The 11,946-nt window shown below is 43.0% G+C and carries 13 protein-coding genes and 1 pseudogene; 13 read left to right on the top strand and 1 reads right to left on the bottom strand.

Annotated elements, in window-relative coordinates:
- Window positions 1-139 precede the first annotated feature (139 nt).
- From FPZ44_RS15865 to FPZ44_RS15835, 7 genes and pseudogenes are all read left to right on the top strand, one after another.
- A complete protein-coding gene (locus FPZ44_RS15865; protein ID WP_144991504.1) occupies window positions 140-658 on the top strand; it encodes a GNAT family N-acetyltransferase in 519 nt (172 codons plus the stop codon).
- Between the two features lie 165 nt (window positions 659-823).
- Window positions 824-1,102 carry a hypothetical protein gene (locus FPZ44_RS15860; protein ID WP_144991503.1) on the top strand — a complete coding sequence of 93 codons (279 nt, stop codon included), beginning with the start codon at window positions 824-826 and terminating at the stop codon, window positions 1,100-1,102.
- A gap of 547 nt (window positions 1,103-1,649) precedes the next feature.
- On the top strand, window positions 1,650-1,865 hold the full coding sequence (locus FPZ44_RS15855; protein WP_418789155.1) for a hypothetical protein: 216 nt from the start codon (window positions 1,650-1,652) through the stop codon (window positions 1,863-1,865).
- 293 nt (window positions 1,866-2,158) lie between these two features.
- Window positions 2,159-2,611 carry a GNAT family N-acetyltransferase gene (locus tag FPZ44_RS15850; protein ID WP_144991501.1) on the top strand — a complete coding sequence of 151 codons (453 nt, stop codon included), beginning with the start codon at window positions 2,159-2,161 and terminating at the stop codon, window positions 2,609-2,611.
- A 14-nt stretch (window positions 2,612-2,625) separates the two neighbouring features.
- On the top strand, window positions 2,626-3,477 hold the full coding sequence (locus FPZ44_RS15845; protein ID WP_144991500.1) for a DNA alkylation repair protein: 852 nt from the start codon (window positions 2,626-2,628) through the stop codon (window positions 3,475-3,477).
- Between the two features lie 108 nt (window positions 3,478-3,585).
- Window positions 3,586-4,656: a Gfo/Idh/MocA family protein gene (locus tag FPZ44_RS15840; protein ID WP_144991499.1), complete on the top strand. Its 1,071-nt coding sequence runs from the start codon at window positions 3,586-3,588 to the stop codon at window positions 4,654-4,656.
- A gap of 35 nt (window positions 4,657-4,691) precedes the next feature.
- Window positions 4,692-5,180, top strand: a pseudogene (locus tag FPZ44_RS15835) (P-loop nucleotide/nucleoside kinase family protein); the annotation flags it as partial.
- A gap of 96 nt (window positions 5,181-5,276) precedes the next feature.
- Here FPZ44_RS15835 and FPZ44_RS15830 read toward each other — a convergent pair.
- Window positions 5,277-6,734, bottom strand: a complete 1,458-nt coding sequence (locus tag FPZ44_RS15830; RefSeq protein ID WP_144991497.1) for an aldehyde dehydrogenase family protein — start codon at window positions 6,732-6,734, stop codon at window positions 5,277-5,279.
- A gap of 395 nt (window positions 6,735-7,129) precedes the next feature.
- Here FPZ44_RS15830 and FPZ44_RS15825 point away from each other — a divergent pair, with 395 nt between their 5' ends.
- The 6 genes from FPZ44_RS15825 (at window position 7,130) to FPZ44_RS15800 (ending at window position 11,941) form a co-directional block, all read left to right on the top strand.
- Window positions 7,130-8,398 (top strand): MFS transporter, encoded by a 1,269-nt coding sequence (locus FPZ44_RS15825; RefSeq protein WP_144991496.1) that lies wholly within the window; start codon window positions 7,130-7,132, stop codon window positions 8,396-8,398.
- 257 nt (window positions 8,399-8,655) lie between these two features.
- Window positions 8,656-9,456, top strand: coding sequence for a PP2C family serine/threonine-protein phosphatase (locus FPZ44_RS15820; RefSeq protein WP_144991495.1), 801 nt, complete (start codon window positions 8,656-8,658; stop codon window positions 9,454-9,456).
- Window positions 9,457-9,485: 29 nt separating this feature from the next.
- Entirely contained in the window at window positions 9,486-9,941 is a 456-nt protein-coding gene (locus tag FPZ44_RS15815; protein WP_144991494.1) for a RidA family protein, read from the top strand.
- Window positions 9,942-9,983: 42 nt separating this feature from the next.
- Window positions 9,984-10,517 (top strand): DUF1572 family protein, encoded by a 534-nt coding sequence (locus FPZ44_RS15810; protein ID WP_144991493.1) that lies wholly within the window; start codon window positions 9,984-9,986, stop codon window positions 10,515-10,517.
- 14 nt (window positions 10,518-10,531) lie between these two features.
- Window positions 10,532-11,233, top strand: coding sequence for a class I SAM-dependent methyltransferase (locus tag FPZ44_RS15805; protein ID WP_144991492.1), 702 nt, complete (start codon window positions 10,532-10,534; stop codon window positions 11,231-11,233).
- Between the two features lie 99 nt (window positions 11,234-11,332).
- Window positions 11,333-11,941, top strand: coding sequence for an HD domain-containing protein (locus tag FPZ44_RS15800; RefSeq protein WP_144991491.1), 609 nt, complete (start codon window positions 11,333-11,335; stop codon window positions 11,939-11,941).
- Window positions 11,942-11,946: the final 5 nt, after the last annotated feature.

Below are 11,946 nucleotides of genomic sequence, written 5' to 3'. Positions count from 1 at the left end.
TAAGGAAGCTTCTATCCGTGCGTGTAAGTGCGGGGATACAGAATGAATGTGAACGCTATCGTTTGTTTGCTCACCGTAAAGTATCATGGCAGTTTCATCGTTCTCATCAATATATAGAAAAAGAGGTTATTGTTTACCTATGATCATTCGAGTAGAGACACCGCAAGACTATGCACAAGTATATGCATTACATGATATGGCTTTCAACAACAAAGATAACGAATCTGCGCTAGTGGAGCGAATCCGTAAGTCGGATACGTTCGTACCAGAGCTTTCCTTAGTTGCTGTAGAAGGCGAAGAAATTATTGGACACGTGCTGCTTAGCAAGGCGCATGTTGTAACTCCTTCTGGTAGCAAACAGGAGGTGCTTGCATTGGCGCCAATTGGCGTGAAGCCATCTCATCAGAAGTATGGAGTAGGTTCGAAGCTAATCGTCGAAGGAATGAAGCGAGCAGCAGAGCTAGCCTATCCGTTAGTGCTGTTAATTGGCCATCCTGATTACTATCCGAAGTTCGGATTTGTACCAGCACGTTCGTATGGATTGGATCTGAAGCAGTTCCTTGTACCTGATAATGTGTTTATGGTGCGTGAGCTGCAAGAGGGACAATTAGGCACGATTCAAGGTGAGCTTCAATATCCCGCATGCTTTATGGGATAGGTGAGTGGAGGCAAGCTTGGCTTGTTTCCTGCTCCCAGTTCCCTACTCCTAGCGGGAGTCTGTGTATTTTGATCATTATCCGCAAACGTAGATAGGACGTACCTTCGTTAATCAGTATAGCTGGAGGGGATTATTATCGGTGCTTTACTGGAGTTGCTGGCTGGTTTGTTGGAAGTGTTTGTAAGTAGCAGAGAGGACGCGGAGGGTAGGGAGCGTCGTATTGATCGACGGATTAAGAAGCTGGTGAAGGAGCAGGAATGGTTTGAACTTTTGTATCAGGAGGAACGATACCGGAGTTTATTTCATTCGAATTCGCAAGTTAGAGAAAAATTGTTGGATCGAAAGTATATGAGAGCATTGGAACAGAGTGTGCATGAGCGTCAATTGTTTCAACGTGAGCTGGATGAGTTGGCTTTGTTGGTAAGCCAAGTTCCTAACCAATAGCCGAAATCTTCTGTTATCGTAGATAAACCATGAAGATTTGGACAAAAGTGCAGCTATTTTAAGTAGAAAACGTCATTTTGAGCGAGATCAGGACAAATATGCATTAATTTTCCTCGATTTGCACTTGAAAGTGGAAAAGCTGATAAAATAAATGCATTTTTGCGGATAATCTCTCCTGATAAGCACATTTTCGGGTAAATTAACTGCATTTTTGTCCTAACTTAAATCAGGAGCAATCTAGCCATTCACTAGTTTGATTCTTTTTCGAAAATGGATTGATGAAATGTATGTATGTGTGTATGTATGTTATGTATTGTTAAGTGATTTCCCAAACTTTCCTCAGACATAAATAATTGAAATATTCCGAAGTGCAGATAGCTAAATCATGAGTAGGCAGCTTGGCAGCTTGGTATATCAATAGAGTGTGATATTTTTCATTGGAAGTAGATGAGGAATTGAAGTAATACATAGTTATAGGTAAATGATTGATCACGGTATACCTATACATAATTGTATCGCTCCATACATCGTGAAGGAGATGAATCATGTGAAGCAGAGCAGTATCGTTGCGGATCAGGACTTTGTCATTGAGCATGTGAAGGAAAAATTCAGCTGCACCGTACTAAGTTGTGAAGGCCGTCCGTGCTTGGAGTATAAGACAGAGGAAGAGCTTATGCAAATTTCAGAATATGTACAGGCTTTGTTTCAAAGAGAAGTGACTGACGTGTTCTTTGCTGCAGTTCCATCTGTAGACATGGATTAACCTGTGAGGGATATGGGAGATGTGGCTATCTCTTGCGTTTGCTAAAAAAGATAATAAGCCTTTAAACGAACCAGTTGTCTATGTTTCATCGTCAGCTGGTTTTTACTATTTGATGAAAAGTACGAATCAAGAGATGCTGCGTGCAATATTGCGTACGACCAATCAAAAAGGTATGTCATTTCCATTCATAGTTTGTCATGTGTATAATTATGGATATGAAAATTATTATTTAGCCCCAGCCCTTTAAATAGAAAAGCTATTTAGGGCTCTTTTCGTAGAGGAGGCATGTAGTTATGGAACCTACATCAAGGATAACAATTGATCTTGTATTACCTGATGATTTAGAAGCATTAATAGAGTTATATAAAGAACTGGTCGACAATGAGCTGCACATGGAACAAATAAAGACACAATTTTTACGGCTGCAGCAGAACGAGGATTATTACATTATTGGTGCTAAAAATGAGGCTGGTCAGTTAATGGGCACCGTTATGGGGATTGTATGCCATGATCTGTTGCTAAACTGCCGCTCGTTTATGGTGGTTGAAAATGTAATCGTCTCCAGTAACTATCGAGGTCTTGGCATAGGGAAGCTTTTGATGGAGAGGATCGAAGGAATTGCAATCGAACGGAATTGTTATCGTACAGAGCTGTTTTCGAGTGCGGCAAGACAAGCCGCGCATCAATTCTATGAATCGATTGGCTATGATCGTGAATCATCTATTGGATTCGTAAAATATTTATAAAAGGAGCTGTTTAAATGAGATCACACGGATGGACTATCTATCTCCCGGAACATATTGTGAACCGAAAAGGTGCTGTTCGTGCCGCTGACATTCCTGAAGATGTGAAACAATGGCTCAATGAAGGCGTTCTGACAAGTGTTAATTTGATGGAATGGCTTGCCGTTGATCATAGAGTACTTGTGCAGCACGTACTGCCTCGGTTAGAGTTGGGCCATCTTGTGCAACCCATTTTACAGCAAATCGATCAGTTGAAAGAGCAGAAAGTCATGAAGGTGACGTCTCTAATTGGGAAGCTATTGTATGAAGCGCTTCGTGAGGTGGAGGATGTGCAGCAACGTGCGATGCTGATGGAGTCTATTATGGAATATGGATCTGACAGTGTGCGGTGCTGGGGATGTTATATGGTGAGCTCGGACATTGATTTAACTTTGCAGCAGAAGTTGGAGAAAATGAAGAGATTTGCGGCGGATCAGCATTTTGGCGTGAGGGAGATTGCTTGGATGGCTGTCCGCGATGACATTGCTCGGAATTTGACCGCTGCTATTGAAATATTATCTGCTTGGACGATGGAAGAAGATGCTAATATTCGTCGATTCGCGGTGGAAGCGACGAGACCATGCGGGGTATGGACAAACCATATTCAAACGCTGAAGCTTCAGCCAGAACTGGCACTACCCTTGTTGGAGCAGGTAAAGTCAGACTCATCCAAGTATGTGCAGGACTCTGTAGGCAATTGGTTGAATGATGCCAGCAAGTCTAGCCCGAAGTGGGTGCGTGAAGTCTGTGAGCAATGGACAGAAGCATCTACCTCTAAAGAAACGGCCAAGATCGTTAAGCGGGCGTCTCGAACGTTACTAAAGAAATAAGGAGTAGTTTCGTCGTTTATCCGCCTTTATAAATTTTTGTATGGAACAAGTCCAAGCGATCAGTTGAATATTTCAAATCTAACTTAACTTCTAGGGGAGCTGAACTAGATGAAGCAAATTCGTGTTGGGATTATTGGTACTGGCTTTGGGGCATCTGTACACGCCCCAATTCTCCAACTACATGAAGGCTTTGACGTGAAGGCTATCGCAAGTATGTACCGAGGGCAAGTTCAGGACGTACAGAACAGTACAGGTATTCAACAGGTATACACGAATTGGCATGATATGCTCAATAATGAGGATCTGGATCTCGTCGTTATTGCATCCGCTCCTCCGAATCATCATGAGATGACGATGACAGCACTTAACAAAGGATTGCATGTGTTGTGTGAGAAGCCAATGGGCATGAATGCGGAAGAGACGAAAGCGATGCTGGAACAACAGCAGCTCTCTAACGTGCGAGGTTTTGTTAATTTCCAATGGCGGCTCACGCCTGTAAGGCAGGAGATTAAACAAATAATCAAAAGTGGCAAGTTAGGACGTATTCAGCATATCAAATATCATGGCAGCTTCTCAGGGTATTCGATGTTAACGAATCATTCACGGGGATGGGAAGGCAGCAAGAGCGCGGGCGGCGGGATGTTGTTTGCGATTGGGTCGCATATGATAGATGCTTTACAATGGTGGATGGATGAGAAAATTAGCGATGTGTATGCTGACTTAAGCACAAAAGTCCCAACGCATAGTAGCGCTAGTGATGAAAGTACGGAGCAGCGGGATGCAGACGATGCCTTCTCGGTTATCGGTCACTTTGAGCAGGAAGCATCATTTGTAATGGACTTATTATTTTCGGGAGTTCGTGGAAATGGATGGTGTTTGGAGGTGTACGGAACCGAAGGCACGCTTCGAATGACCAATGATACGGATGTCGAAGTGAGTGAGGGAGAAGCATTCGAGCAGATTGCTCTGTCAGTATGTGAGCCACCATCGGGATTGGCTGCTTCAGCACTGCCGTATTACAGTGGTTTGTATCCAATGCTGAATGGTGTCTATCAATCCATTGTGGAGGGAAAGACGCCATCCGATATCCCTACTTTCGTTGACGGGCATCGCGTGCAGCTTGTATTGAATGCTATTCAACGGTCAGCTGAGCAGCAGCAAAGAGTCATTATTTCATAGCTTAAGCTTATTCATTTCATAGATAGATTCTGTAAGGCAAGTCAACGCTCGCTAGAGAAGTAGCTAAAGCAACAGGTGCTGTTATTATCGATCATGATATTGTGAAATCTGCTTTATTGGAATCCATGGAAGATCATAATATGGACCCTACGGTGGCAGGCAAGATTTCCTATCATATAGATTGGTCGTTGATCGATTTTCATTTATCACAGGGGCATAATGTCATCTTTGATAGTCCATGTTTATATACGGAAATGGTAGACAAGGGTTCGAATGCAGCCAAGAAGTACAATGCAACGTATAAATACGTGGAATGTTATTTAAATAATAGGGAACAAATCGAACATAGATTAACTAATCGCAAGCGAATGATCAGCCAGATTCAGCATGCAGCATCAGAAGATGCGTTTGAAGCGACCGTTAACGGGGCAAAGCGCCCTGCTCATATGAAATGTTTGGTGATCGATTCTTCGCAGCCATTAGAGAGCTATTTGAATAGAGTAATAGAATATGTTGTAGAGTAAAGACGTAACTGTGAACAAATAGAGCGGATCGTGCACACTCAGTAAAGATAACTTAGCGTCAGTTTCAAGATGCACGATCCTTACTTCATCATCTACTTAAAATGGATATTCACGCGGCTCATTTTGCGTAGAAATCCACTGTAAAGTCGTAAACTCCTCTAGAGACCATTTGCCGCCAAAACGGCCTAATCCAGACATTTTTTCTCCGCCAAAAGCAATGAGTGGCTCATCATTCACACTCTGGTCATTGACGTGAACCATGCCAGATACAATCTGTTTGGCCACCTGAACTCCTTTTTCAATAGAACCTGCATGCACGGCAGCACTCAACCCATAAGGACTATCGTTAGCAATAGCAATACCTTCTTGCTCCGTTTTAAAAGGAATGATCGTCACAACGGGCCCAAACATTTCGTGTTGAGCGGTTGCAACGTCATTGGTATTGGAAGTTAAAATGAATGGAGACATGACGTTTCCATCAACGTGGCCTTCTAACACTACTTGTGCGCCTTCTTCTTTCGCCTTTGTAATCGTTGCCGTAATCCGTTCGACCGCTTTTCGGTTAATGAGTGGACCGATCATATTGGCATGATCGCGAGGGTCCCCAACCTTAATTTTTTTAGCTGCTTCAACGAGTTTATCTACGAATGTTTGATAAATACGTTCATGGACAAGGATGCGATTGATGGCCATACAGATCTGACCGTTATGAAAGAACTTTCCGTAAATAGCTGATCGAACGGCTCGTTCTACATCTGCATCTTCTAGAACGAGTAAGGGATTGTTGCCTCCTAGCTCTAGAGCTGCTTTTTTCATCGTTCTGGCACAAATTTGAGCAATATGAAGTCCTGCTGGAGTGGAACCGGTAAATGAAATGACTCGTGGAATTGGGTTTTCTGTGAAGCTGTCCTCAATTTCACTTATCGATGCGACTGTCACATGTAGAAGTCCTTTTGGAAGGCCTGCTTCTTCGAAAATTTTTGCTAGTAATAGGCCTCCGCTAATACAGGTTTGTTCATCAGGTTTCAGGACGACACTATTTCCTGCTGCAAGTGCAGGTGCAACTGAGCGCATAGATAAGTACATGGGGAAGTTAAATGGGCTAATGACGCCAACAACACCGACAGGGCGACGGTAAACTCGATTTTCTTTACCAGGAAAAAGGGAGGGAACCATTTCTGCACTCATTTGCATGGGGAAATTAGCTGCTTCTCTCGTAATGGAAATACAAAAATCTAATTCAACGCTGGCTTTGGCATAGGTAGAACCCGTTTCTTTAATAAGGAGCTCACATATTTCTTCACGACGTGCCTTCATAATAGCAACGGCATTTTCAAACACTTCTGCTTTATGAAAAGCATTTACAGATTCCCATGCAGGCTGTGCTTTTTGTGCGGCAGCGTAAGCTTCTTGAACATCAATTTTGTTAGCCAGTTTGATCGTTGAGACGATTTCATCGTTATACGGATTTCTATTTTCATAAATAGTAGTACTGTTCCCTTCGCGCCATTCGCCATCTATGTATTGCAGACTCCAATTGCTATATGTATTCATGTGATTCCATCCCTTTCTATGATGAGAGTAGATATTAGATTTTAAGATTAGTAAAATCAACTGTGAATGCTAGTCTAATTATGAGTATGCAGAGAAAGAGCCTTATAACATTTTTTAAACGGGATTAAAGTGGATGAATCCAAAACTTGTGCAGGGGTTAATTGCATCCTAAAGTGAAGGATTTGTTGTAATATGGCTGGAATGCAATTTTACTATACTATAAGAGCGAATTGATTGGGTATGGACTAAATCAAAGACGTAAAAATAATTTTGATTCGACTAAGCGCCGAGTAATTTTTTACATACAAATAAGAGGTTGAAGGGATAAACTTCTCGTTCACTGGTTATTTTTAGTTTATAATAATGCCATTCATAGAGATAGAAGGGGTGTCAAAATGAACGGTATTGTATCACCAGAGCATCATCGAAAATTATTTAAACGTACCTTAATCGTTATCGTTATCTCGCAAATGTTCGGAGGAGCTGGATTAGCAGCAGGAATTACGGTTGGGGCATTGCTAGCTCAGGAAATGCTTGGGACAGATAGTTATGCGGGAGTTCCAGTTGCCTTGTTTACACTTGGGTCCGCAGTAGCAGCACTTATGGTCGGTCGACTCTCACAACGTTACAGTCGACGAGCAGGCCTAGTAACTGGATTTATGACTGGTGGTATCGGTGCGATCGGTATTGTGTTTGCTGCTATATATAGCAATATTGTATTGTTGTTCGCTTCATTACTCGTGTATGGCGTGGGCACTGCTACCAACTTGCAGGCGCGATATGCGGGAACAGACTTGGCATTGCCGCATCAGCGAGCTACTGCGATTAGTATAGCGATGGTGTCAACGACTTTTGGCGCTGTAGCGGGACCTAACTTGGTAGAGGTGATGGGGGAATTCGCTGTTTCCATTGGCGTGCCTGCACTGGCTGGGCCATTTATACTTGGTGCAGTAGCATACATACTTGCAGGTCTTGTGCTGTTCCTGTTCCTACGTCCTGATCCATTGGTGCTGGCAAAAGAAATCGCAGCTGCAAGCCAGCAGGCTATTAATCGCGATAACGCTCAGGTACACACGCACGCAGCTGGTATAAACAAAAGGGCTGTTGCTATTGGCGCAACGGTTATGGTAGTAACACAACTGACGATGGTCGCGATTATGACGATGACGCCGATTCATATGATGCATCATGGGCATGGATTGAGTGACGTCGGACTTGTAATAGGCATTCATGTCGGAGCCATGTATCTTCCTTCGCTCATTACAGGTATTTTAGTAGATAGGCTAGGACGAACGGCTATTATTGTCGCGGCAGGTATAACCCTTCTAACTTCAGGTGTACTGGCAGCGTTGGCTCCTCCCGATTCACTGCCTTTGCTGATCGCAGCGCTGGCACTGCTTGGACTCGGTTGGAACTTTGGACTTATTAGTGGTACGGCTCTTATTGTTGATGGAACGGAAACGAGTACACGTGCGAAGACACAAGGATCAGTCGATGTGTTAGTTGCATTGGCAGGTGCATCGGGCGGGGTTGTGTCGGGTGTTGTTGCGGCACATTACAGCTTCGGTACGCTTTCGTTTATAGGGGGATTACTTTCGTTAGTACTCATTCCTGCTGTGATAGGGTTGAAGAGGAAACGAAACAATTTCAATAATGGATTGTAGATAAATAAGGCAGAAATGAAAAACTGCAAGTAGGAAATTATCGGTTTCACCATTTAGCTAATTGAAGACCCAAGAGTGTTTGCTTAAATAAGTGAATGCTCTGGGTCTTTTTGATTTCTTTTTTCATAGTAAAGATGTAAGTAGAAAGTTGAATTGCGCCCTTGTGGGTAAATTTGGTACGATAATTTTATAATCTAGTAAAAATTAACTGCAATATATGAATTCTACGTCTTACTTTTCAGAGGAGGCACTACCTTATGAAATATAGTTGGCTGGGCAAAGACGAGCTTTATTTGAATGAGGTGCATGTGAGCTCCATTGGGCAAGTGACGATTGGTTGCTATGGCGGGCATACAGGAGCGGGTTCATGTAAAAATGAAGACGGTGTATTGGTACTCGTTGATCCACAGGGAGAGTGGGTATTCACGATGCTGTTGGACGCTCATTATAGCGCAGAAAGTGCTGAATGGTTGATGGAGGCTGTGGAGCAGAAGCGGGAACAGTTGTTGGTTCTATTACGTAGTGACGATGCTTTTACAAAATTAGAATCTTTCTTTGTCCACCTCTTTCAAAATGAATCATCGATAGAGGCTTACCGCAGTATGAAAGGCGAAACTGCCTGTATGCTCGTCTATCAACGTGGGCCGTATGTGTGGTGGTTATCGGTGGGAGATTGTGCTGCCTATGTGCTTCATCCTGACTTGAAGCGACTAGGTCAAGCTGCGCTTAACCAAAGGCAGTTTTTTGAATGGGTAGGCCATGTGAACAGCTTTGCATTACCAGTCCCGTGCTATACGGTGGGAAGAAGGCAGCTAAGGAAGGGACGTAATGAAATCGTTGTGCTGACAGATGGTGTGCTGGATACGGATGATAACTATTTTGACAATTCCAATCACTTGTATGAAGCGCTGTATAAGGACCGGCCAGCTTCAGTGTGTGTGGATGAAGTTCTCCAACATGTGTATCGTATGGCTGGCAAGGATAGCGCAACCATTGTTTGTTGGAGCTACCACAGTGAGGAAGAGGGGTTAATTCCATCTGATCTTATACAAAAGTAAACCATAATTTATAGAAAGAAGGAACAAATATGACAACACTTACTGAATCCAAACTTAAAGAGATGGGAATTGTACTGCCGGAAGTAAGTAACCCTGCTGGAAGCTATGCGAATTACGTCATTGTAAACGGATTGATGTTTATTTCAGGAAAAGGGCCGTCAGGCAAGCCGAAAGGAAAACTAGGTAGAGAATATACCGCTGAAGAAGGCTACCAATTTGCGCGGGAAGCAGCGATTGAAGTGCTCGCTGTGGTCAAGGATGCGCTAGGTACGTTAGATCGAGTAAAAAGAGTCGTCAAAGTGCAGGGATTTATTAATGCAGTGCCTGAATTTGAAGAGCATGCAAAGGTTCTGAATGGATATTCCGATCTCATGTACGAGGTGTTTGCGGAAAAAGGTGTACATGCAAGATCGGTACTTGGGGCTGTATCGGTTAGAGACAATCTTCCGATTATCGTCGATTCTATTTTCTTGGTAGAAGAATAAATAGAAGGAAAGATAGATTCACAATCTTCATAGGAGGCGATCATGGTGGAACAGCAAGTCTATTTGGATAGTATCAAGAAGCAGTTTCTTTACTATAAAATGCTTGGCGAAAAAGCGATGGAGCAAGTAGAACCAGAGCAATTATTTATGGCTGTGCATGAGGACTCCAATAGCATCGCCACGATTGTGAAGCACCTTTGGGGCAATATGCTTTCAAGATGGACGGATTTCCTAACAACAGATGGAGAAAAAACTTGGCGTGACAGAGATTCAGAATTTGAAAATGATATTCAGACGAAAGAGAAGCTTCTTCAGAAATGGAACGAAGGTTGGACATGTTTGTTTAATGCTCTTGAATCTATTGCGCCAGATCAACTATTGCATATCATTTATATTCGAAATGAAGGACATACCGTCATGGAGGCTATCAATCGGCAGTTGGCACACTACCCGTATCACGTTGGGCAAATTGTGTATGCAGCAAAGCTGCTGAAAAAGGGCAGTTGGGACAGCTTATCCATTCCACGGAATCGTTCGCACGAATATAACGCTAACAAATTTGCTAAAGAAAGCTAAGGGAGTTGGAGGAAATGTTCGATAAGAGCGCACAATTGTACGATGTTATTTACAGTTTTAAAGATTATGAGCAAGAAGCGGAGCAGATTCGCGATTATATTCACAGTCGTCATTCTGGTGTAAGGACGGTATTAGACGTAGCTTGCGGAACAGGCAGGCATGTTGAATATTTGAATCGAGCTTACAGAGTGGATGGAATTGATCTGAATAAGGAGTTTGTAGCGCTTGCGCAGCATAGAAATCCAGATTCAAGCTTCTGGTGTGAAGATATGACTCAGTTTGATGTAGGACGTAAATATGATGTGGTAATGTGCTTCTTTAGCTCGATAGCATATGCGAAAACATTGGATGCTGTTGTACGTACGGTGCAGCAGTTCAGCAATCATTTAGAGGATGGTGGCCTGATTTTAATTGAACCATGGTTTACTCCTGAGGTGTGGCAGCCAGGATTCGTATCGATGATTCAGCATCAAACGGAGGAGTATCAAATTTGCCGAATGACTCATGCGGATACGGAACATGGCTTATCGATCCTGAACTTTGAATATTTGATCGGTTCGAAGACAGGTATTGAGCATAGGAAGGAACGACATGAGTTAGGGTTGTTTGGACAAGAGGAACTAACACAAGCCTTTGAAGCGTTAGGGATGAAAGTGGAATATGATCCAGTTGGGCTGATCGGCAGAGGTATGTATGTGCTGCGTTTAGCGAGGTAATGGTTTGAACGTAAAAGAAAAATAAAGGCTAGTACATTGCTATGATTGGAATTGGAACATAGATGGCTAGCCTTATTGGAATAGAGGGGAGAAAATAAGATGGGGTGCTATCAACAGCTAATCGTAAAACCGTTAACGGGAGATTTACGTCATGATACATACCAGTTTCTTGTGGACAATGGTCGTCCAGATACTGCACAGCATTGCTTAGATGTAGGGGATGAAACTCGTAAAATTGCTCTGCAATATGGTGTTGATCCTAATGCGGCTGCATGCAGCGGCTATTTGCATGATATTAGCGCGGTTATTCCGAATGAAGAACGTATTGCTGCTGCAAAGGAACTCGGCATTGAGGTGCTTCCAGAGGAAGAGGCTTTTCCGATGATTATTCATCAGAAGCTGTCCAGACAAATGGCGATTAACCTTTTTAAAGTGGATGACCATCAAATTGTAAATGCCGCAGGATGCCATACGACTTTGCGAGCTAATCCGACGGAGCTAGATAAAGTATTATTTGTAGCGGATAAGATTGCTTGGGATCAACCAGGAAATCCACCTTATTTGAATGAGATTAAACAGGCACTGGAACGATCGCTAGATCATGCTTGTTTTAGCTATATCGACTATTTATGGCAGCGACGACAGCAGTTGAAGGTGGTTCATCCGTGGCTGCGAGATGCATATTATGAGTTAAGGAATAAGGTGTAAGAGTT

The sequence above is a fragment of the Paenibacillus agilis genome, from assembly GCF_007786455.1.
Classification (GTDB): domain Bacteria; phylum Bacillota; class Bacilli; order Paenibacillales; family Paenibacillaceae; genus Paenibacillus_B; species Paenibacillus_B agilis.
This window is presented reverse-complemented; position numbering and strand designations above follow the sequence as displayed.